The organism is Brevundimonas sp., from assembly GCF_046299535.1.
Taxonomy (GTDB): domain Bacteria; phylum Pseudomonadota; class Alphaproteobacteria; order Caulobacterales; family Caulobacteraceae; genus Brevundimonas.
In genome coordinates, this window is the sequence record NZ_JBKBIB010000011.1 from 62,700 (window position 1) to 82,722 (window position 20,023).

General features: G+C 69.2%; 23 protein-coding genes and 1 tRNA gene. 12 read left to right on the forward strand and 12 right to left on the reverse strand.

The features are described 5' to 3' along the window. Nucleotides 1–4: 4 nt before the first annotated feature. From ACK4FB_RS10590 to ACK4FB_RS10610, 5 genes are read right to left on the reverse strand one after another with little or no spacing between them, the layout of a single operon-like run. Complete coding sequence (locus ACK4FB_RS10590) at nt 5–667, reverse strand: phosphoribosylanthranilate isomerase (protein WP_409751880.1); 663 nt, start codon at nt 665–667, stop codon at nt 5–7. After that, on the reverse strand, nt 667–1,101 hold the full coding sequence (locus ACK4FB_RS10595; RefSeq protein WP_409751696.1) for a DUF1178 family protein: 435 nt from the start codon (nt 1,099–1,101) through the stop codon (nt 667–669). The genes ACK4FB_RS10590 and ACK4FB_RS10595 overlap by 1 nt, the downstream gene beginning before the upstream one ends. Next, nucleotides 1,098–1,940, reverse strand: a complete 843-nt coding sequence (locus tag ACK4FB_RS10600) for a carbon-nitrogen hydrolase family protein (protein ID WP_409751698.1) — start codon at nt 1,938–1,940, stop codon at nt 1,098–1,100. Before ACK4FB_RS10600 ends, ACK4FB_RS10595 begins: the two co-directional genes overlap by 4 nt. Then, entirely contained in the window at nt 1,940–2,197 is a 258-nt protein-coding gene (gene grxC / locus ACK4FB_RS10605; protein WP_409751701.1) for a glutaredoxin 3, read from the reverse strand. The genes ACK4FB_RS10600 and grxC overlap by 1 nt, the downstream gene beginning before the upstream one ends. 60 nt (nt 2,198–2,257) lie before the next feature. Then, nucleotides 2,258–3,076, reverse strand: a complete 819-nt coding sequence (locus ACK4FB_RS10610; RefSeq protein ID WP_409751704.1) for a ComF family protein — start codon at nt 3,074–3,076, stop codon at nt 2,258–2,260. Between ACK4FB_RS10610 and ACK4FB_RS10615 the strand changes: the two genes are divergently transcribed. Next, the gene (locus ACK4FB_RS10615; RefSeq protein ID WP_409751707.1) at nt 3,075–3,965 is read left to right on the forward strand and encodes a methyltransferase domain-containing protein; all 891 of its coding nucleotides are present in this window, start codon (nt 3,075–3,077) and stop codon (nt 3,963–3,965) included. The genes ACK4FB_RS10610 and ACK4FB_RS10615 overlap by 2 nt on opposite strands. 58 nt (nt 3,966–4,023) lie before the next feature. Here the strand turns inward: ACK4FB_RS10615 and ACK4FB_RS10620 are convergent, their stop codons facing one another. Next, nucleotides 4,024–4,347, reverse strand: a complete 324-nt coding sequence (locus ACK4FB_RS10620) for an HPF/RaiA family ribosome-associated protein (RefSeq protein ID WP_409751710.1) — start codon at nt 4,345–4,347, stop codon at nt 4,024–4,026. A gap of 109 nt (nt 4,348–4,456) precedes the next feature. Here ACK4FB_RS10620 and ACK4FB_RS10625 point away from each other — a divergent pair, with 109 nt between their 5' ends. After that, nucleotides 4,457–4,603 (forward strand): hypothetical protein, encoded by a 147-nt coding sequence (locus ACK4FB_RS10625; RefSeq protein WP_409751713.1) that lies wholly within the window; start codon nt 4,457–4,459, stop codon nt 4,601–4,603. A 39-nt stretch (nt 4,604–4,642) separates the two neighbouring features. On the opposite strand, the gene ACK4FB_RS10630 is transcribed toward ACK4FB_RS10625, so the two are convergent. Together ACK4FB_RS10630 and ACK4FB_RS10635 are read right to left on the reverse strand one after the other, a co-directional pair. Further along, on the reverse strand, nt 4,643–5,155 hold the full coding sequence (locus ACK4FB_RS10630) for a hypothetical protein (RefSeq protein ID WP_409751716.1): 513 nt from the start codon (nt 5,153–5,155) through the stop codon (nt 4,643–4,645). Between the two features lie 63 nt (nt 5,156–5,218). Next, nucleotides 5,219–5,303: transfer RNA gene (locus tag ACK4FB_RS10635), tRNA-Leu, on the reverse strand. A 176-nt stretch (nt 5,304–5,479) separates the two neighbouring features. On the opposite strand from ACK4FB_RS10635, the gene rimP reads away from it, so the two are divergent. The 10 genes from rimP to pnp all read left to right on the forward strand — a co-directional run bounded on the left by rimP (nt 5,480) and on the right by pnp (nt 17,247). Further along, nucleotides 5,480–6,046 (forward strand): ribosome maturation factor RimP, encoded by a 567-nt coding sequence (gene rimP, locus ACK4FB_RS10640; RefSeq protein WP_409751883.1) that lies wholly within the window; start codon nt 5,480–5,482, stop codon nt 6,044–6,046. After that, nucleotides 6,046–7,836: a transcription termination factor NusA gene (nusA, locus tag ACK4FB_RS10645; RefSeq protein ID WP_409751718.1), complete on the forward strand. Its 1,791-nt coding sequence runs from the start codon at nt 6,046–6,048 to the stop codon at nt 7,834–7,836. Before rimP ends, nusA begins: the two co-directional genes overlap by 1 nt. Before the next feature lie 18 nt (nt 7,837–7,854). Beyond that, nucleotides 7,855–8,550, forward strand: coding sequence for an RNA-binding protein (locus ACK4FB_RS10650; protein WP_409751721.1), 696 nt, complete (start codon nt 7,855–7,857; stop codon nt 8,548–8,550). 78 nt (nt 8,551–8,628) lie between these two features. Then, nucleotides 8,629–11,556, forward strand: coding sequence for a translation initiation factor IF-2 (infB, locus tag ACK4FB_RS10655; protein ID WP_409751724.1), 2,928 nt, complete (start codon nt 8,629–8,631; stop codon nt 11,554–11,556). Between the two features lie 201 nt (nt 11,557–11,757). Then, a complete protein-coding gene (locus ACK4FB_RS10660) occupies nt 11,758–12,279 on the forward strand; it encodes a hypothetical protein (protein ID WP_409751727.1) in 522 nt (173 codons plus the stop codon). Between the two features lie 3 nt (nt 12,280–12,282). Next, nucleotides 12,283–12,966, forward strand: coding sequence for a DUF2459 domain-containing protein (locus ACK4FB_RS10665; RefSeq protein ID WP_409751729.1), 684 nt, complete (start codon nt 12,283–12,285; stop codon nt 12,964–12,966). A 64-nt stretch (nt 12,967–13,030) separates the two neighbouring features. Next, the gene (gene rbfA, locus ACK4FB_RS10670) at nt 13,031–13,495 is read left to right on the forward strand and encodes a 30S ribosome-binding factor RbfA (protein ID WP_409751732.1); all 465 of its coding nucleotides are present in this window, start codon (nt 13,031–13,033) and stop codon (nt 13,493–13,495) included. Further along, entirely contained in the window at nt 13,495–14,427 is a 933-nt protein-coding gene (gene truB / locus ACK4FB_RS10675) for a tRNA pseudouridine(55) synthase TruB (protein WP_409751735.1), read from the forward strand. Before rbfA ends, truB begins: the two co-directional genes overlap by 1 nt. A gap of 88 nt (nt 14,428–14,515) precedes the next feature. Then, on the forward strand, nt 14,516–14,785 hold the full coding sequence (gene rpsO / locus ACK4FB_RS10680) for a 30S ribosomal protein S15 (protein WP_409751738.1): 270 nt from the start codon (nt 14,516–14,518) through the stop codon (nt 14,783–14,785). Nucleotides 14,786–15,003: 218 nt separating this feature from the next. After that, nucleotides 15,004–17,247 carry a polyribonucleotide nucleotidyltransferase gene (gene pnp, locus ACK4FB_RS10685; RefSeq protein ID WP_409751741.1) on the forward strand — a complete coding sequence of 748 codons (2,244 nt, stop codon included), beginning with the start codon at nt 15,004–15,006 and terminating at the stop codon, nt 17,245–17,247. A gap of 274 nt (nt 17,248–17,521) precedes the next feature. Here the strand turns inward: pnp and ACK4FB_RS10690 are convergent, their stop codons facing one another. The 4 genes from ACK4FB_RS10690 to ACK4FB_RS10705 all read right to left on the reverse strand — a co-directional run bounded on the left by ACK4FB_RS10690 (nt 17,522) and on the right by ACK4FB_RS10705 (nt 19,991). Further along, the gene (locus ACK4FB_RS10690; protein ID WP_409751744.1) at nt 17,522–18,076 is read right to left on the reverse strand and encodes a PH domain-containing protein; all 555 of its coding nucleotides are present in this window, start codon (nt 18,074–18,076) and stop codon (nt 17,522–17,524) included. A gap of 170 nt (nt 18,077–18,246) precedes the next feature. Next, nucleotides 18,247–18,810 carry a hypothetical protein gene (locus ACK4FB_RS10695; protein WP_409751747.1) on the reverse strand — a complete coding sequence of 188 codons (564 nt, stop codon included), beginning with the start codon at nt 18,808–18,810 and terminating at the stop codon, nt 18,247–18,249. Between the two features lie 145 nt (nt 18,811–18,955). Continuing rightward, nucleotides 18,956–19,267: a hypothetical protein gene (locus ACK4FB_RS10700; protein ID WP_409751750.1), complete on the reverse strand. Its 312-nt coding sequence runs from the start codon at nt 19,265–19,267 to the stop codon at nt 18,956–18,958. A gap of 334 nt (nt 19,268–19,601) precedes the next feature. Further along, on the reverse strand, nt 19,602–19,991 hold the full coding sequence (locus ACK4FB_RS10705; RefSeq protein ID WP_409751753.1) for a hypothetical protein: 390 nt from the start codon (nt 19,989–19,991) through the stop codon (nt 19,602–19,604). Between the last annotated feature and the right edge of the window lie 32 nt (nt 19,992–20,023).

A 20,023-nucleotide genomic window follows, 5' to 3' on the forward strand; every position in this document is an offset into this window, starting at 1 on the left:
AGCGTCAACGTGGGGAGGTTGCGCGCACGGCCTCCACGAAGGCCGCGATCAGGGCCGGTTCCTTAACACCCGGCGCGCTTTCCACGCCAGAAGATACGTCCAGCATGGGCGCGCCGGATGCGGCCAGCGCCTGCGCCGCATTGTCCGGGTTCAGCCCGCCCGCCAGGAACCACGGCCGGGCGAACGCGCGCCCCTTCAGCATGGCCCAGTCGAAGGACACCCCCATGCCGCCGGGCAGGCTGGAGCCCTCCGGCGTGCGGGCGTCGAACATCAGATGATCCGCCGCCGCGCTCCAGGCGTCCGCCGCGTCCAGATCAGCCGGGCCGGACACCGGGATGCATTTGATGATCCCGGCCCCGGTGATGGCCCGCACCTGGCCGGCCCGGTCAGGGGTCTCCGCGCCATGCAGCTGGATGAAGTCCGGCGCGATCCAGTCGGCGATGCCTTTCAGCAGGGCGTCGTCCGGGTCCACCGTGACCGCCACCACCTTCACCGGCCGCTCGCGCGCCATGCCGGCGCCCTCCAGCACCGCCGCCGCCCGCAAGGGCGACACGGCGCGGGGACTGCGGGGATAGGCCACCAGCCCCACGAAGTCGGCCCCGGCGTCCACCGCCGCGCGCAGGGTCTCCGGCGTGGTCAGGCCGCAGATCTTCACCAGCGCGCCCATCAGTTGGCCTTCTTCGGATCGATCGGCGCGGGCGGCAGGGGCGCGCACGGCACCCCGTCCTCCTTCAGCGCCCGCACCTCGGCGGGGGTTGCGTGGCCATAGATGCCGCGCGCCTCGGACCGCCCCTCGTGAATGGCCCGGGCCTCGCTGGCGAAGGCGTCGCCCACATGGTCGAAATTCGCTTTCACATGGGCGCGCACCTGACCGGCGGCCTCCATCATCATGGCCTGCACCTTCTTCGCCGTCTCCGGATCGGGCGCGGACCGCTTCGTGCCCGCCACGGCCGGGGCCATGATCTGCTTGGCCACCTGTCGCGAGGCGCAGAACGGGCATTCCACCAGCCCGCGCGCCGCCTGATCGTCATAATCGGCAGACGAGCCGAACCAGGCCTCGAAACCGTGGTCGTTCTCGCAGTTGAGGGCGTAGCGGATCATGGGCGTGATGCAGGCGGGTCGAAATCACGGTCGTGGGTCAGTTGCGGCACCGCGCGCCGGGCCCGGTCCACCGCCTCCATGTCCAGATCGGCCGTCAGCACGCAAGGCTCGTCGCCCTCCGCGCGAGCCATCACCTCGCCCCACGGCCCCACGATCATGGAGCGGCCCCATGTCCGGCGCCCGTCCTCGTGCTCGCCGCCCTGGGCCGGGGCCAGAATATAGCATCCCGTCTCGATGGCCCGGGCCCGCAGCAAAGTCTCCCAGTGCGCCTCACCCGTCGGTCGGGTGAAGGCGGCCGGAACCGCGATCATGGCCGCGCCCGCCTTCGCCAGCTGGCGATACAGGTGGGGGAACCGCACATCGTAGCAGACCGTCATCCCCAGCCCGCCCCACGGCGTGGCCGCGACCACCGCCCCTTCGCCGGGCCGGATCACCGCGGATTCCTTCCAGCTCTCGCCGTCCGGCAGGGTCACATCGAACACATGCAGCTTGTCATAGGACGCGGCGATTTCGCCGCTGTCATTGATCAGCAGCGACCGGTTCGCCGCCCGCCCGTCGCCCTCGCGGCCCGACCTGACGATAGCCGAGCCGATCAGCAGCCAGACGCCCAGCTCGCGGGCCAGAGCGCGCAGACCCGCCACCACCGCGTCCGCGTCCTGATCCGTCACCGCCTGGTCGCGGCGCTCGCGGCGCTGCTCCAGCAGGTTCACCCCCTCGGGCGTCAGGATCAGTTTCGCCCCGTCCCTGGCCCCCTGACGGATCAGGGGCGCCACGTGATCCAGCGCCGCTTTCTGCGTGGCGGGCGTGCGGGTCTGGATCAGGGCGACGCGCAGGGTCATCAGGCGGCCAGCAGCGCGTCCAGCCCGCCGCGCGCGTCCAGCGCGTGCAGTTCGTCGCTGCCGCCCACATGGGTGTCGCCGATGAAGATTTGCGGGAACGTGCGCCCCCCGTTCGAACGCTGGATCATCTCCGCCTTCTTCTCGGGATCAAAGGCGGCCTCGATCTCCTCGACGTCCGCGCCCTTGCGCTCGAGCAGCGACAGGGCGCGCACGCAATAGGGACAATAGGGTTTGGTGTAGATGACGACCTTGGCCAATTCGCAACTCCTTCTGGCGCCCTATCTAGGGTGTCGGCGCACTGGAGTTAAGCGCCTCAATCACTCGACGGTTCGCGCCGTGCGCACACGGGCCACCACCGCCAGGTCCACCGCCCGCGCCCCGGACGCCATCAGGGCCTTCGTACAGGCCTCCGCCGTGGCGCCGGTGGTCAGCACATCGTCGATCAACAGGATGCGCCGCCCCTTCACCGCCTTGCGCCCCGCCTCCGTCACCGAAAAGGCCGCGCGCACGTTCAGCCGCCGCCCCCGTGCGCTCTTGCCGCCCTGGCTGTCCGTGCGCTTCGCCCGCACCAGCGCGTCCGGCAGATAGGCCAGCCGGCTCATGCGGGCCAACGGACGGGCGATCTCCGCCGCCTGGTTGAACCGGCGCGCAATCAGGCGAAAAGGGTGCAGCGGAACCGGCGCGATCGCATCGGCCTCGGCGATCAGGTCCGCCGCCGCCCGGCTGATCCAGCGGGCGAACAGTGGCCCATGCTCGTGCCGGTCCCCGTGCTTGAACTTCAGGATCAGGTCGCGCGAGGCGTCGTCATAAACACAGGCCGCCCGCGCCCGCTGAAAGGCGTAGGGTTTCGCCAGACAGGCCGCGCACCGATCCGCCGCAAACGCTCCGCCATCGAACTCGAACCCCGCCCCGCAGCCGTCGCATACCGGCGCCTCCAGAAAGGTCGCCCGGCTGAACCCGTCCGCGGTCAGACCCGAACTGCCGGCGGGCTCGCCGGCATCCCAGGCCACGGGGGGAAACAGCGCATCCGCCGCCGTCCGACCCATGCTCGCGGCCATGCGCCGGGCCGCGCCGCCCAGTTCGATCAAGCGCGCGTCTTCCCATCGCCGCCGCCAGCCGCCATCTAGAAGACTCATGTCCGCCCCCGCTTCCCCTTCGGCGCCCCCGCGCCTGTTCGATCCCCGCCGCCGCGCCGCCCGGCTTGCCCGCGCCGCGCGCCGGTTTCCGGACGCCGACTTTCTGCATCGCCGGGCCGCCGGGCACATGGCCCAGGATCTGGACGTCATCCTGCGCGACTTTCCCGTCGCCGTCGACGTCTCGGCGCACCCCGGCCTGTTCGAGGCCGTGGCCCGGGAGGAGGGCGCCGCCCGCCTCGGCGCCGTGTCGGTGGTCGAGGATGCATTTGTGCGCGCCCAGCCCGCCTCCGCGCCCCTGCCGCTGACCGACGGTTCAGCGGATCTGATCGTGTCGGTGCTGTCCCTGCACTGGGCCGACGACCTGCCCGGCGCCCTGGCCCAGATCCGCCGCGCCCTGACGCCCGACGGCCTGTTCCTCGGGGCCCTGTTCGGCGGGACGACCCTGAACGAACTGCGCGGGGTGCTGACCGAGGCCGAGCTGGAGATCACCGGCGGCGCCCGGGCCCGCGTCTCGCCTTTTGCAGACGGGTTCGACGGCGCGGCCCTGCTGCAGCGGGCCGGCTTCGCCATGCCCGCCGTGGATGTGGACCGCATCACCGTGCGTTATTCGGGCCTGCCCGCCCTGGTCCGCGACCTGCGCGCCATGGGCGAGACCAGCGCCCTGGCCGGGCCCGCCCGCTCCGTCCGCCGCGACGTCCTGGCCCGCGCCGCCGACCTTTACGCCGAACGCCACGCCGATCCGGACGGCCGCCTGCGGGCCACCTTCGAGATCATCCACCTGACCGGCTGGGCCCCTCACCACAGCCAGCCGAAACCGGCTCGCCGCGGCTCCGCCACCGTCCGCCTCGCTGACGCCCTCAACACCCGCGAGATCACGGGCGAGGAATGACGACTGGATTTCAGGCAAAGAGCCTGGGCGCGCAGCGCCGCCGCGCGCCCGTCAGATCTCAGTGCCCCTTGCGGTTCGTAGACTTGCCGAACGTGCGCTCCAGCGCCGTCGTCAACTTGCCCAGCGCGCCCGACGCCGCCTGGTCGATCGTATCGGACTGTTCGGAGACGGATACAGGATCATGTCCCGCAGGACGGGCCTCGATCTGGCAGCGGATGTCCGCGCCGTTGTTTCGTTCGCCATTCTCGTCGCCCACATGAAGCTCGACGCGGGTCAGGCGGTCTCCAAATCGCGACAGGCGCTCCGTGACCAGGGCCTCAAGCCTTTCTGTGGTCGCCTGACGGCCTTCAAGATTGTTCGAGGTGTTGATCTGAATTTCCACGGTGTCTCCTTGGTGTTCCAGCCCCGGACAGCAGCTCGGTGTGCAACGACGTCCCGGGGCGTCTGCCAAGGCTAACCCTCGCCCGTCGCCAAGGTTGCGGCACGGCGACATGGCGCCACGTGCCCGCCAAAGACCCTTCGCCCCAACCGCAGCCGGCGCCCTGGACACGATGACGTTGTTGTGGAGCGAACCCTTCGGCGACCGCGTACGCCTCGCCGACGTCCTCAACACCCGCGAGATCACGGGCGAGGAGTGACATCCGCCCATGATGACCGGGCCCCGCGGCGCTGACAGCTTATTCGGCGCCGTCTGACGCTTCCCCGTTTTCGCAGGCCTCATTGTACAGCCAGTCGAACGTCTGCCGGTCAGCGTCCAGCATAAGGTCGCTGGGCCTGTCCCGATGCATGATGGCGTACATGCCGCCTGCCGCATCGTCGATCACAGGATCAAAGCCCACGCGCCCCAGGCCGGTCAGTTCCTGCTGCCGCTCCTCCACGCTCGGGTCAGCGTAGAACCGGATGAAGCCGACCGGCTCGCCCTGCGCATTGCGCGCATTGATCTCGCCGCACACCAGCGTCGGCCCCACCCCGATGATGCCCGTCTGATGGGCGGTCACGGGGACGATCCTGAGATTGCGAAAATCAGCCCGGGAATCCGGCAGATGGGCGGTCGCGACCCGCTGGGCCTGACGGATGTCCGGGTTCGCGTTCAAGGCGGCCGCGACCGAAGCTTCGCCGCCGTCGCCGGCGCCGTCGTCGCAGCCGGCGACCAAGGCCGCTCCAGCCGCCATCATCATCAGAATGCGCATTCGCCCCTCCCCTTGCGTCAGAATGAGCAAGCCACGGGCCGAGGCGGGAAATCAAGGGGGTGATGGTGCGGGTGGTCGGACTCGAACCGACACTCCTTGCGGAACCGGATTTTGAGTCCGGCGCGTCTACCAATTCCACCACACCCGCGCTGGCCGTCCTCTAGCCGATGAAATCGGAACGTGCATCCGCTTTCTTCAATCAGGGATGACAAAGCCGGCGCGCTGGCCTATATGGCCGCTCACATCGTTATCGACGGGCGTCGGACGACGCTTTTCGGAGCGGCGGCCGCAGGGTCCGCCGCTTTTTTATTGGAGTGCATGGCCTTGCGGGCGAAGACGGCCGAAGACCGCATGCTGATCGAGCTTCTGGACCCCATCGCGGAAACGCTGGGTCTGGACGTCGTGCGGGTGCGCCTGATGGGCGGGACCCTGCGTCGGCGGCTGCAGGTCATGGCCGAGCGGCCCAGCGACCACGACATCTCGGTCGAGGAATGCGCGCGGCTCAGCCGGGCCATCAGCGAGGTGCTGGACGCCGCCGATCCCATCGCGGGCGAGTATCTGCTCGAGGTGTCCTCGCCGGGCATCGACCGGCCGCTGACCCGCCTGATCGACTTCCAGCTGTTCGAGGGCCACGAGGCCCGGCTCGAAACCGACCGCATGGTCGAGGGCCGCCGCCGTTTCCGCGGCCTGCTGGCCGGGGTCGAGGACGCCGACAGCGCCAACCCCATGGTGGCCGTCGATCTCGAGGACGAGGACGACACCGCCCTTCTGCCCTTCGCCTGGCTGTCCGAAGCCAAGCTCATCCTGACCGACGCCCTGCTCAAGCGGGGCGAAGAGATCCGCCGTTCTCGCGGCGAACCCGAACCTGACCAGATAGAGGACGAAGCCTGATGGCTGTCACCGGAATCTCCGCCAACCGCATGGAGCTGCTCTCCATCGCCAACGCCGTGGCCATGGAGAAGAACATCGACAAGGAGATCGTCATCGAGGCGATCGAGGAAGCGATCCAGAAGGGCGCCAAGTCGCGCTACGGCGCGCACCACGACATCCGCGCCAAGATCGATCCCAAGACCGGCGAACTGGCCCTGACCCGTCACGTGACCGTGGTCGAGGACGACTGGCAGCCCGAGGACGAGCTGGAGGAGTTCAACGACTCCGCCATGGTGCGCCTGACGGACGCCCGGAAGCGCGACCCCGAGGTCGAGGTGGGCAAGGAATACGTCGAGGAGCTGCCGCCCTTCGACTTCGGCCGGGTGCAGACCCAGATGGCTCGCCAGGTGGTCATGGGCAAGGTCCGCGAGGCCGAGCGCGCCAACCAGTACGAAGAGTTCAAGGACCGCGTGGGCGAGATCGTCAACGGCACGGTCAAGCGCGTCGAATACGGCAACACCATCGTCGACCTGGGCCGGGGCGAGGGCGTCATGCGCCGCGACCAGTCCATCCCGCGCGAGGTGTTCAACATCGGCGACCGCATCCGCACCTACATCTATGACGTGCGCCCCGAGGTGAAGGGCCCGCAGATCATGCTGAGCCGCGCCCACCCGGGCTTCATGGCCAAGCTGTTCGCCCAGGAAGTGCCCGAGGTCTACGACGGCGTCATCGAGATCCGCGCCGCCGCCCGCGACTCCGGCTCGCGCGCCAAGATGGCCGTGCTGTCCAACGACAGCTCCATCGACCCCGTCGGCGCCTGCGTCGGCATGCGCGGCTCGCGCGTCCAGGCCGTGGTCGCCGAGTTGCAGGGCGAGAAGATCGACATCATCCAGTGGAACCCCGACGAGCCCACCTTCATCGTCAACGCCCTGGCCCCCGCTGAAGTGGCCAAGGTGGTTCTGGACGAGGAAGCCGGCCGCGTCGAAGTGGTCGTGCCCGACGAACAGCTGTCGCTGGCCATCGGCCGTCGCGGCCAGAATGTGCGTCTGGCCTCCCAGCTGACCGGCTGGCAGATCGACATCATCACCGAGAGCCAGGACTCCGAGCGCCGCCAGCGCGAGTTCGCCGAGCGCACCCAGCTGTTCCAGGACGCCCTGGACGTGGACGAGGTCATCGCCCAGTTGCTGGTCACCGAAGGCTTCGCCACCGTCGAGGACGTGGCCTTCGTGGAAGCCTACGAAATCTCCGACATCGAGGGCTTCGACGAGGAGACCGCCGAGGAGCTGCAGGCCCGCGCCAACGACTATCTGGGCCGTCAGGCCGCCGAGCTGGACGCCAAGCGCAAGGAGCTGGGCGTCGAGGACGGCGTGCTGGAGGTCCCCGGCGTGACCCTGCCCATGGCCGTCGCCCTGGGCGAAGGCGGCGTCAAGACGGTCGAGGATCTGGCCGATCTGGCCACCGACGAGATCCGCGGCGGCTTCGAGGTCAAGAACGGCGAGCGCGTGCGCGTGCCGGGCGTGCTGGAAAGCTTCAGCCTGCCGCAGGAAGACGCCGAAATGCTGATCCTGCAGGCCCGCGTGGCCGCTGGCTGGATCGACGCCTCCGAACTGCCCCAGCCCGAGCCGGAGCCCGACGGCGACGAGGAAGAAGGCGTCTATGACGAGGCCGAGGCCGTGTTCGGCGGCGATAGCCAGGCCGACGAGGCCGAAGCCGGCGCTGAACAGGGCGGCGAGGGTGTCGAGGAGGCCGACCTGGCCGGGGCCGACGCGGAGGTCTTCGCCGAAGACCTCGAAAAATCCCGCGATTCGTGATGGGAGCCGCAGCCGTCCATGGGTCTCGCCGCAGCCACATCGGAGCGTGAACGCCGCGACCTCGTCACCCGTGAGGTCATGGAGGAATCACGCCTGATCCGCTTCGTGGCCGGGCCGGACGGCGCGGTGGTTCCCGACCTGGGGCGCAAGCTGCCGGGCCGGGGCCTGTGGGTGGCGGCGGACCGCGCGTCGGTCTCCACCGCCGCCGCGAAAGGCCTGTTCGCCCGCGCCGCAAAGGCCCCGCTCAAGGCCGGTCCCGAGCTGGCCGATCTGGTCGAACGGCTGCTGGCGCGGCGCTGTCTGGACCAGCTGGGTCTTGCGCGCCGCGAAGGGGCGCTTATCTCGGGCTTCGAGAAGTCTGCGGCGGCGATCCGGGGCGGCCAGGCCGCCTGGGTGATCGAGGCGGCGGACGGCGCGGCGGACGGCCGCGGCAAGATTCTGGCCCTGGCCGCGCGCCAGCCCAGCCCCCCCGAAGTGTGCGGCGCCTTCACCGTCGAAGATTTGGGTTTGGCCCTGGGGCTGGAAAATGCGATACATAGCGTCCTGCTTGCGGGCGGGCGGGCTGATCGCTGGACCCAGGAGGTCGGGCGACTGGCGGGATTTAGACCGCTCCGACCCCAGGACTGGCGTCAGGCCGGGTCTTCGGACCGGACTGATTCCGCGACTGAGAGCGGGCCAGCGGGAGCCTTCGACGGGCGCGGTTCCGTTTCCTGAGAGGGAAGCGAGGCCACGCACGGCTGTTTGTGTTTTTGAACCAATGGGCGGGCGACCGCCGCGAGTAAAAGCGACCGGATGAGCGACGAGAACGACAACAACACCGACGGCAAGCCCCAGGGCGCCCCCTCCACGACGGGACCGCGCGCGCCGCTGAGCCTGCGCCCGCGTCAGGCGGGCTCGGTGTCCACAGGCACGGTGAAGCAGAGCTTCAGCCACGGCCGGTCCAAGACCGTGGTCGTCGAGACCAAGCGCCGTCTGGGCGCCGGTGCGGGCGTTCAGCGTCCGCAGGGTTTCGACGTGGCCCGCAACCGGCCCGCGCCCGCCGCGCCGTCGGCTCCGCCCGCTCGCGCCCCGCGCGCCGAGGGCCCCGGCGGCCTGTCCGCCGAGGAGATGGAGGCCCGCCGCCGCGCCATCGAACTGGCCAACCGCGAACGCGCCGAGCGCGAGGCCCAGGCCCGCGCCGAGCAGGAGAAGGCCGCCCGCGAGGCCGCCGCCCGCAAGGACGCCGAAGCTGCAGCGAAGGCCGCCGCCGAGGCGCCCGCGCCGGCTCCCAGGCCTGTCGAAGCGCCCGGGGCCGCCGAGCCCGCACCGGTTGAAGCCAAGGCGGCGCCGAAGGCCGAGGCCGCTCCGGCTCCGACCCCTGCGGCTCCGGCCGCCCCGGCTCCGGCCGCCCCCGCCGCGCCCAGGCCCGATCTGTCGGCGCCGCCCAAGCGCGCCCCCAAGGTGAATTTCGGCCAGCGCGCGCCCCGCAAGGATGCGCCGCGCGAACGGCCCCAGCCGCCGGCCTTCGGCGGCCAGTCCGCCCGCGAGGCCGCCATGAGCGGCCGCCCGGACGCTCCCGCGTCCTCCGCGCCGTCTTCCGCGCCGGCCAAGACCGTCCGCTATTCCGCCCTGGCGCCCAGGCCGGCGCCCGGCGCGAACCGTTCCGACGGCGCACGCGGCGCGCCCGCGGCCCGCGGCGCCCCGAACCAGCCGCCCGCCACGCCCGAAGTGGCCCGTCCCAGCCGCGCCGCCGGCGCCGGCTTCGGCCGCGCCCGTGAGGACGATCGTGATCGCCGCGACGCCAAGCCGGTGTCGCGCGGCAAGGGCGAGCCCAAGCGCCGCGAAGGCCGCCTGACCATCCAGGCCCTGGCCGGAGGCGACGAGGACGCGGCCGAGCGCATCCGCTCGCTGGCCTCGGTCCGCCGGGCCCGCGAACGCGAGAAGGAAAAGCGCAAGGGCGGCTCCACCGACGCGCCGAACCGTCCGCGCGAAGTGGTCATTCCCGACATCATCACCGTGCAGGAGCTGTCCAACCGGATGGCCGTGCGCGGGGTCGACATCATCAAATTCCTGATGCGTCAGGGCCTGATGATGAAGATCACCGACGTGATCGACTCCGACACCGCCGAACTGGTGGCCGACGAGTTCGGCATGGCCGTGCGCCGGGTTTCGGAATCCGACGTGGAGACGGGCTTCCTGTCCGACGAGGCCGACAGGGACGCCACAACGCCGCGCGCGCCGGTCGTGGCCATCATGGGCCACGTCGACCACGGCAAGACCAGCCTGCTGGACGCCCTGCGCACCACCGACGTGGCGGGCGGCGAGGCCGGCGGCATCACCCAGCACATCGGCGCCTATCAGGTTCGCCTGAAGGACGGCCAGCGCGTCACCTTCCTGGACACCCCGGGTCACGCGGCCTTCTCGGCCATGCGGGCCCGCGGCGCCAATGTGACCGACATCGTCATCCTGGTGGTGGCCGCCGACGACGGCGTCATGCCCCAGACGGCGGAGGCCATCAGCCACGCGAAGGCGGCCGGTTCGCCGATCATCGTGGCGGTCAACAAGATCGACAAGCCTGACGCCAATCCGCAGAAGGTGATCAACGAGCTGCTGCAGCACGAGATCGTGGCCGAAAGCCTGGGCGGCGACACCCAGGTGGTCGAGATTTCCGCCAAGAACCGCACCAATCTGGACGGCCTCATCGACGCTGTCCTGCTTCAGGCCGAACTGATGGACCTGAAGGCCGACCCCGAGCACCGCTCCGAAGGCGTGGTGATCGAGGCCAAGCTGGACAAGGGGCGCGGCCCGGTCGGCACGGTTCTGGTCAAGCGCGGCACCCTGCGCCGGGGCGACATCGTCGTGGCCGGCTCCGCCTGGGGCAAGGTCCGTGCGCTGCTCAACGAGCGCAACGAACAGCTGGCCGAGGCCGGTCCCTCCACCCCGGTCGAGATCCTCGGCCTGGACGAGGCGCCGGATCCCGGCGAGCCCTTCGCCGTGGTCGAGAGCGAGGCCCGCGCCCGCGAGCTGACCGAGTTCCGCGCCCGCAAGAAGCGCGAGAAGGCCACCGTTCCGGCCGCCGTCTCCCTGGCCGACATGATGTCCAAGCTTCAGGACAAGAAGGTCTCCGAACTGCCCGTCCTCATCAAGGCGGACGTGCAGGGCTCGGCCGAGGCCATCGTCGGCTCGCTGGAGAAGATGGGCAACGAGGAGGTGCGTGCGCGCATCGTCCACGCCGGCGCCGGCGGCATCACCGAGAGCGACGTGACCCTGGCCAAGTCGGCCGGCGCGCCCGTCATCGGCTTCAACGTCCGTGCGTCGAAGCAGGCCCGCGACCTGGCCGAGAAGGAAGGCGTGGAGATCCGTTACTATTCGATCATCTACGACCTTCTGGACGACCTGAAGGGCGTGCTGTCCGGCATGCTTGCGCCGATCCAGCGCGAGACCTGGCTGGGCAACGCCAAGGTGCTGCAGGTGTTCGACATCTCCAAGACCGGCAAGATCGCCGGTTGCCGGGTGGCCGAAGGCGTGGTCCGCAAGGGCGCCAAGGTCCGCATCATCCGCGACGACGTGGTCGTGCTGGAGCTGGGCACCCTCGCCACGCTCAAGCGCTTCAAGGACGAGGTCAACGAGGTCCCGTCGGGCCAGGAGTGCGGCATGCACTTCCAGGGCTTCCAGGACATCAAGGAAGGCGACCTCATCGAGTGCTTCACCGTCCAGGAAATCAAGCGCGAGCTCGAGTAGGCGCGCCGGGTTTCTCCCTCCCCGTTCGGGGAGGGTCGTCGGTGCGCAGCGCCGACGGGGCAGGGAGGGCGAGGCGATGCATCCTCGCTGTTTCGCTGAGGCGCCCCCGCCCGATTCGCCTGCGCCTCAACCCCCTCCCCTGAAGGGGAGGGAAAACTGTGGCGTCACCCTTCCGCCACAAGTGGGTATAGAATGCCGGCCATGAAACGCGCCGCAGCCCTCGCCGCCCTGGCCCTGCTCGCCGCCGCCGCTCCGGCGCGCGCAGACACCCTGTTCTACGCCTATGACCCCGCCGATGCGCTGACCCTCAGCCTGACGCGCGGGATCACGCTCGAAATGGAGCGCGGCTTCCTGGGCGGAATCAGCATCCGTCGTCTGTTCTCCACCGGTGGTCGCGGCTCGGCGGCCCTGGAGCGGGGCGGCCCGAACGGCGTCATCAACGCCCTGCCCGAGGGCGCGGGCGAGCGCACCGTCTATCGCATCCTGCCCGAAGGAGACGGCCGCGCCCTGGCCAACGCCCTGTGCCCCGCCTCCGAGGAAGCCTGGTTCGTGTCCGGCCGCATCCGGGGCCCCCGGGCCCTGACCCTGCACGCGGTGGGCCGCTGGGCCGACGGTCAATTCCGCCATTGCGCCCCGTTGCGTTACGAGTTCCGCGGGGAGTGGGCGGGAACCGACGCCCCGCCCTCGGAAAGCGACCCCTCCAGCGCCCCGCCCCGGCAATAGGCCATGCGTGGCGTCGCCTTCGCCGCCCTGTTGGGCCTGATCGCCGCGCTCCTGACCTGGACCCGCCCCGGCGACCCGGCCCTCGCTTCCTCCCCGCCGGGGGAAGGCGTCGTTCTGCACATTCTGGACAACGGCTTTCACACCGACATCGCCCTGCCCCGCGCCCGGCTCGAGGCGCGCGGCGGACCGCTGGCCGAGGCGGTAAGCGCTCTTGGCCCCGGCGACTGGGTGCTGACGGGCTGGGGCGACGCCCGCTTCTATGTGGACCAGCGCCCCATCCATCACCGCCTGCCCGACGGCGCCCGCGCCTTCCTGCGGCCCGGCAATCCGTCCGTGGTCATGCTCACCCCCTACGGTCGGGACCCGGCCCTGGCGTGGAGCGATGAGCGCCGTCAGAGCCTGACCCTGTCGCCCCGCGCCTTCGACGCCATGGCCGACCGCATCGAGGCGTCCCTGGCGCTGGAGGACGGCCGCGCCCGCATCGCCGCCCGGCGGCCGGGCGACGAGGCGGTCTTCCTGGCCAGCCACGAGACCTTCTCGGTCCTGCGCCTGTGCAATCACTGGTCCGCGGGGGTGCTGAACGCTGGCGGGGTGCCGGTGCGGCCGGCCCACGCGTTCTTCTCGGCCGAGGTCATGGGCGCCGCCCGCCGGGCCTCCGAACTGGACAGAACGGCCTCAGGGGACTAGACCGCGCCCCCTCCCGTTACCCCCGCCGGGTTCGATCCCCGGCAAGCGCGTCAAGGAGGCGCTCATGGGCCGCAAGCAACACACCCGCAATGCCACACCCCAGGGTCCCAGCCAGCGCCAGCTGCGCGCGGGCGAGCTGATCCGTCACGCCCTGGTCGATGTTCTGCGCGAGGAAGACATCCACGACGAGGCCCTGACCGGCGTCTCGGTCACCGTGACCGAGGTGCGCATGTCGCCGGACCTGAAGCACGCCACCTGCTTCGTCGAACCCCTCGGCGCCGGCGTCGACGCCGCCCCGACGGCGGGCCACGTGGGCGAGATCATCGACGCCCTGAACGCCCACGCCAAATTCCTGCGCGGGGTTCTGGGCCGCCGCATCGACATGAAGTTCACACCCGACCTGCGCTTCCGCCACGACGAGAGCTTCGACGCCGCCAGCCACATGGAGCAACTGTTCGCCGACCCCAGGGTCCGCGCGGACATCGAAGCGGCTGACGACGAGGACGACGTGGCGGGCCCGAAAGACTGATGGCCCGGAAAAAGCGCGGCGACCCGGTCCACGGCTGGGTCAATCTGGACAAGCCCGTCGAGCTCGGCTCCACCGAGGCGGTCAGCCGCATCCGCCGGCTGTTCAACGCCCAGAAGGCGGGCCATGCGGGCACCCTTGATCCGCTCGCCTCCGGCGTCCTGCCCATCGCCCTTGGTGAAGCCACCAAGACCGTGCCGTTCCTGATGGACGCGGAGAAGGTCTATCGCTTCACCGTCCGCTGGGGCGTCTCCACGGCCTCGGTGGACCGCGAGGGCGAGGTCACAGCCCGGTCCGACGTGCGGCCCTCGGTGGAAGCGGTCAAAGCCGCCCTGCCCGCCTTCTCCGGCGAGATCCAGCAGGTTCCGCCCATCTTCTCCGCCATCCGCGTGGACGGCCAGCGGGCCTATGACCTGGCCCGCGAGGGCGTCGAGGTGGAGCTCAAGGCCCGCCCCGTCACCATCCACGAGATCGCCGTCTCGGACGCCCCCGACGCCGACCATGTCGAGATCACCGCCCGCACCGGCAAGGGCGTCTATGTGCGCTCCCTGGCCCGCGATCTGGCGGTGATGCTGGGCGCCGAGGGCCATGTCTCCGCCCTGCGCCGCGAAAGGGTGGGGCCTTTCGCGGCGGAAAACGCCGTAACGCTGGAAATGCTGGAGGATTTGGCGTATAGGGGCGCCGCCCTGGAAGGTCTACTTCCGGTCCCGACCGCTCTGGACGACATCCCGGACCTGGCCGTGACTGGATCGGACGCCTTCTCGCTTCGGCAGGGACGGCCGATCGTTCTGCTTCCCCGACAGGTCGAAACGCTCAAGGACCGGCTCAAGTCCGGTTCGCGAACCGTTTCGGCGTTCGAGGACGGAACCCTGGTCGCCCTCTGTCAGATGCGGGCCGGTCGACTCGAACCCGACCGCGTTTTCAATCTGTCCTGACGCGGCTCAACACCCGCCGACTGGACACCCAACGCCCTCAAGCAGCGAGCCACCGCGTGGCGAGCGATAGGGCAAGAAAGGGACTACGATGTCGATTACGGCGCAACGCAAGGCCGAGGTCATTTCCGAGAACGCCCGCGGCGAGGGCGACACCGGTTCGGCCGAGGTCCAGGTCGCGATCCTGACGGAACGCATCGCCAACCTGACCGAGCACTTCAAGACCCACAAGAAGGACAACCACTCCCGTCGCGGCCTGCTCAAGCTGGTGTCGCAACGTCGTGGCCTTCTGGACCACCTCAAGAAAGTCGATGAAGGCCGCTACGCCGCCCTCATCGAAAAGCTGGGCCTGCGCCGCTAGGTTCAGGTGACGGAAGGGCCCGCGTGCGGGCCCTTTCTCTTATCCGCCGCGAGGCGGTCGGGGGCTGAACGCCTCCATGACGCGAGGGCCATGCCGGTCCTCACTCAACCCGCCCGGTCCGCGACGTCGCTGATCGGGTTTTCGGGACCGAAGGACTGAAACAAAGCCTGACGCTCCGCCCCCGCCGGAATTCGCCTGCGGGACACGAAAGAGAAAAAATGTTCGACATCAAACGCAAGACCATCGACTGGGCCGGGCGCCCGCTGACCCTGGAAACGGGCCGCATCGCCCGCCAGGCCGACGGCGCCGTGCTGGCCACCTATGGCGAGACGGTCGTGCTGGCCACCGTGGTCTACGGCCGCGCCCCCAAGCCGGGCCTGGATTTCTTCCCCCTGACCGTGAACTACCAGGAAAAGACCTTCGCCGCCGGCAAGATCCCGGGTGGCTACTTCAAGCGTGAAGGCCGGCCGACCGAGAAGGAGACCCTGGTCTCGCGCCTCATCGACCGTCCGATCCGCCCGCTGTTCGTCAAGGGCTTCAAGAACGAGACCCAGGTCGTCATCACCGTGCTGCAGCACGACCTTGAGAACGACCCCGACATCGTCGGCATGGTCGCCGCCTCTGCCGCCCTGACCATCTCGGGCGTGCCCTTCATGGGCCCCATCGGCGCCGCGCGCGTGGGCTACATCGAGGGCGAATACGTCCTCAACCCCACCCTGGAGCAGCTGCCCACGTCCGATCTGGACCTGGTCGTCGCCGGCACCCAGGACGCCCTGATGATGGTCGAGTCCGAAGCGAAGGAGCTGTCGGAAGACATCATGCTCAACGCCCTGATGTTCGCCCACCGCGGCATGCAGCCGGTGATCGACGCCATCATCGAGCTGGCCGAGCACGCCGCCAAGGAGCCCTTCGACTTCCAGGCCGACGACGTCTCGGACGTGGTCGCCTCCATCAAGAAGCTGGTCGGCGAAGACATCAAGGCCGCCTACACCCACACCGGCAAGTACGACCGCCGCTCGGGCGTCGACACCGCCAAGAAGAAGGCCGCCCAGGCCCTGGTCGCCTCGGACGAGAACCCCGACGGCGTCGAGCCCGGCAAATTCTCCACCGCCTTCAAGGAATGTGAAGCCGAGGTCCTGCGCCGCGACATCATCGAGAACGCCCACCGCGTCGACGGCCGCGCCCTGGACAAGGTCCGCGCCATCGTCTCGGAAGTCGGCGTCCTGCCGCGCACCCACGGTTCGGCCCTGTTCACCCGCGGCGAGACCCAGGCCATGGTCGTCGCCACCCTGGGCACCGGCGAGGACGAACAGTACGTCGACGCCCTGGCCGGGACCTACAAGGAGAAGTTCCTCCTGCACTACAACTTCCCCCCCTATTCGGTGGGTGAGACCGGCCGCATGGGCGGCGCGGGCCGTCGCGAAATCGGCCACGGCAAGCTGGCCTGGCGCGCCCTGCGTCCCATGCTGCCCAGCGCCGAGGACTTCCCCTACACCATCCGTCTGGTGTCGGAGATCACCGAGTCCAACGGCTCGTCCTCCATGGCCACCGTCTGCGGCGGCTCCCTGGCGCTGATGGACGCGGGCGTGCCCCTGATCCGTCCGGTCTCGGGCATCGCCATGGGCCTGATCCTGGAGCCGTCCGGCGAGTTCGCCATCCTGTCCGACATCCTGGGTGACGAAGATCACCTGGGCGACATGGACTTCAAGGTCGCGGGCACCGAAGTGGGCATCACCAGCCTGCAGATGGACATCAAGGTCGCCGGCATCACCGAGGAGATCATGAAGCAGGCCCTGACCCAGGCGTCTGCCGGTCGTCTGCACATCCTCCAGGAAATGGCCAAGGCCATGGACGCCCCGCGCGGCGAGCTGGGCGCCTACGCCCCCAAGATCGAGGCCATCAAGGTCCCGGTCGACAAGATCCGCGAAGTGATCGGCACCGGCGGCAAGGTGATCCGCGAGATCGTCGAGAAGACCGGCGCCAAGATCAACATCGAGGACGACGGCACGGTCAAGATCGCCGCCTCGGAGCAGGAAAAGATCGACGCCGCCAAGGCCTGGATCCAGTCCATCACCTCCGAGCCCGAGCCCGGCGCCATCTACACCGGCAAGGTGGTCAAGCTGGTCGACTTCGGCGCCTTCGTGAACTTCTTCGGCGCCAAGGACGGCCTGGTCCACGTCAGCCAGATCGCCCTGGAGCGCGTCGCCAACCCGGCCGACGTCCTCACCGAGGGCCAGGAGGTCAAGGTCAAGTTCCTGGGCATGGACGATCGCGGCAAGACCAAGCTGTCGATGAAGGTCGTCGATCAGGAGACCGGCGAGGACATCACCGACAAGATCAACGCCGAGCGCGCCGAACGGGGTGAAGCCCCCCTGTCCGACGACACCGGCGGCCGTCCCAAGCGTGACGGCGATCGCGGTGGAGACCGCGGCGGCGACCGCGGCCGCCGCCGTCGCGACTGATCGTTCTGATCGCTGAATAGAAAAGGCCCCGGTGATCCCTCACCGGGGCCTTTTTTCATCCTCCCCTGCGCCGCAGGGGAGGGGGACCACGAAGTGGTGGAGGGGCTGGTGGCCCAATCAACAAACCCCGTCATCCCCGGGCTTGTCCCGGGGACCCACTGCGGCCTCAGGCGCGAGCTTGAGAAGGACTGAACGGCCGGCTCGACCGGGCGCCCGCATCCGCCATAGGCCCTCGGGACAAGCCCGAGGGTGACGAATCATCAAAGCCGATCAATCACCCCCGCTCCCCCAGCCGCGCCTCGATCCGCAACAGCGCATCCCGGATCTCCCCCAGCACCGCTCCATCCCCGGCCGCGCCCTCAACCGGCGCAGGCCCCGCCCCCGCAAAGCCCCGCTCCGCCAGCCGATCCCGCTGCGTCAGGATCTGGTCGCGCATGGTCCGCGCGTCCATCACCCCCACCAGGTCCGCCTCGGACTGGCCCGTGGCCGCGCTCCTCTGCCCCGCCGTCTCGATGCGCAGCCGCAACAGCCCCATCGCATTCAGCAGCGGCCCCTCATGGATCGAGACGTCCTGGATCTTGTCCAGCGGGATGGTCAGCTCCTGCTTGAAGAACACCCCCTTGCCGATCACCACGCTGCGCTCGGTCAGCCGGCACGACAGCGAGGCGTGATACCGCGAGGCCCACCAGCCCCCCAGCACCACCCAGAACGGCAACAGCAGTATCCCCGCGATCGTCGCGATCAGGATCAGCGCCCCGCTGATCCAGAAATACACCTTCAGCTTCGGACTGAACCGCGCCTCGATGATGGAATTGGCTTGAGCAGACATGGATCACCCCCCGGGTTGGTTCACAGGCGCCATACAGCGGCGCGGCGGGGGGAGCAATGTGTCGACTGGAGTCAAGCAAAAGCGCCACTCCCCATCTACTGCAGGCTGACTTTCAAGAAGGCCAAGCAGGCCCGCTAGCAGCTAGCTTAGAAGGCAAATCCTGACCGGTGTCACCGAGCCTGCAGCGCTGAGATCGCGAACTGGAGAAAGAGCACACCGCCGAGGAGTGAGCATCCCCACGACAGAACCGTCAGACCGATTGCGAGTAACCGTAGCCTGTCGCCCCGCCGGTGCTGAGCCAAACTTTTGTCATTATCCCGAACGTAAGGCGGCTCCCATTGGGTGGCTTCGGCTTTGATGGCCTGGTCTTGTGCGGACCCTGTAAAGAACGCGGCGAAAGCAGCTGCCATCGCCATCGTGACGCCTAAGAAGAACCAGCCTAGCGACCAGATCAAAGGGTCGAGCCATAGCTCCGACCGTTCCCTTACGAGCGAGCCTAGAAACGCAAGGATGGCGACCAGCGCGCCAGCGTTGAGAGTCATCAGCAGCTTTACGACAGTCACCCCAACAGACCATAATTGGCTTTCCATGGCGCTCTGCCGCGCCGCTTGGTTGCCGTGAGCGCTCGTCGCTGCGGCCGAGTTCACCTGCATAATATGGGCCTGCATGTGTTCGGGGATCACCGCCCATTGTTCAGGCGTGAAACCGAACAAAACGGGTTTGTTCTCATTCATATCTAGTCAGATATCACAAGTCGGCTTCTGCGTTGGCATAGGCGGCCCTAAACGCGGCGGCGTCCGGCCTGTTAAATCCCCCTCACTCCCACGCCCTTATAATGACGCGGCGCGCATAGGGCCGTGGAGGGCGATTTCAACAATTTCAGGCCGGGGATTGACCGGGCTCGACGCGGGGTTTCTTCCTGAAAAGGAAGGAGAACAGGATGAAGCAGAGGATGCCCGAGGCGGTTGCGATCACCCAAGCCAGGTCATGATCGGCCTTTCGGGCGCTGGTGATGCAGAATGCGCCGCCGCGCAGGTCCAGGGTCACCGCGCAATCCCGGATTCCGTCCAGCCGCGAGCCCGAACTCAGGATCGCGCGGGTGTCCAGATACAGGAAGCTGGCGGACAGCACCAAGGCGACGAAGGCCGCCAAGGCCAGCACCGTGAGCGCCGGCTTCACATAGGCTCCCATCCGCATCCTCTCCCCCGTCCGGACACCAGAGTAGCCGGGATACTCGGCGGCGTCCGCACGATTTAATCCCCCTGCCGCCCACGCCCTTATAATGGCGCGGCGGGCATCAGGCTGTGGGGGGCGATTCGGACAATTCGGACAATTCGGACTGTGTTTTTTCCGACCCCCGGAGTCTGAAATCCACCCCGCCGGCCCGTCAGCGGTGACGGACGGCCCGGGCCGGTTTCAGACAATTCGGACAATTCGGACCCTGTTTTTCCGGACGGTCAGGGCGATTTCGGACAATTCGGACAATTCGGACCCTGTTTTTTCGGGCCCGGACCCGGAAACCGCCTCAGGCCGCACACGCCTCCGGCACGTTGTCGTCGTCCTCCCACAGGGCGCAGCTGCGGTCGATCTCCCCCTGGATCATGGCGCAGGGGTTGGCTGTGTTGCAGGGCGGGCGGGTGGCCGGGCTGACCTGGATGCAGCGGTCCACCAGCGCCTGGGCCGCCGCCTGTCCCCGCTCCTCGGCGCAGCTGCCCACCTCGTCCCCGGGCAGCAGCCCGGGCGTGGGCGGCGAGGCCGGCGGGGTCGGCTCGAGGGCGGGGGCGCCCGCCGCGGGCGTCGCCGCCGGGGCCGCGGGGGGCGCGGGGGGCGGGACCGGCTCGTCCGCCTGGCCGCAGGCGGCCAGCAGGGCCAGGGCTGCGAAGGGGGCGGTCAGGCGGCGCAGGGGACGGGACATGAGGCGGAACTCCTTGTGGCGTCAGGGGATAA